The organism is Stenotrophomonas sp. GbtcB23 (assembly GCF_019091045.1).
Classification (GTDB): Bacteria; Pseudomonadota; Gammaproteobacteria; order Xanthomonadales; family Xanthomonadaceae; genus Stenotrophomonas; species Stenotrophomonas rhizophila_A.
Window position 1 is genome coordinate 1 of record NZ_JAGXKC010000151.1, and the last position, 699, is coordinate 699.

The window sequence follows — 699 nt, forward strand, 5'->3', positions numbered from 1 at the left end:
TTGCTGAAGATATAGGCGGCGAGCGGCTTTGGCTTGCGCTTGATGACGCTCACCATCTCCTTGAGGTTGGAATAGGCCATGATCGGGAGCACCGGGCCGAAGACTTCCTGCTGCAGCGCCGGATCGTCCCAGGTGGAGGGATAGAGAAGTGTCGGCTCGACATAGCGGGCCGCGACATCATAGCGCCCGCCATGCACGACCTTCTCCGGGATGATGTAGGAGGCGACACGGTCGGTATCATGTTCACTGATCATGCGAGCGAAGTCGGGGCTCCGGCTCGGGTCTTCGCCATACATTTTGACGATCGACGCCTTGAGCCTCGCTATGAATGTGTCGGCGACGCTTTCGTGGACGCAGATATAACCGGGCGCGATGCACCATTGGCCGGAGATCGCATTGTGGCCCCAGGCGATACGGTCAGCTGCTATGTCAAGATTGGCCGTCTCGTCGACGATGGTCGGGTTCTGCCCGCCGAGTTCGAGGAGGACGGGGGTCAGGTGCTCGGCCGCGGCCCGCATCACCACCTTGCCGACGGCCGAGGAACCGGTGAAGAAGATGAAATCGAAGGGAAGCTCAAGCAACGCACCGATCTCTTCGCGTCCTCCGGTGATGACGGTGACATTCTCCGGCGAAAAATATTGCGGTATCAGTTTCTGAAGCAGCGCGGCCGTGGCCGGCGTCGTGTTGGCGGGCTTGAGG

Annotated in this window: 1 protein-coding gene; it reads right to left on the reverse strand. The window is 60.7% G+C overall.

Features of this window, described 5'->3' with window-relative positions; genetic code table 11:
- The coding region (locus KVS69_RS18540; RefSeq protein WP_217539450.1) for an aldehyde dehydrogenase family protein at positions 1-699 on the reverse strand (699 nt) is incomplete at both ends.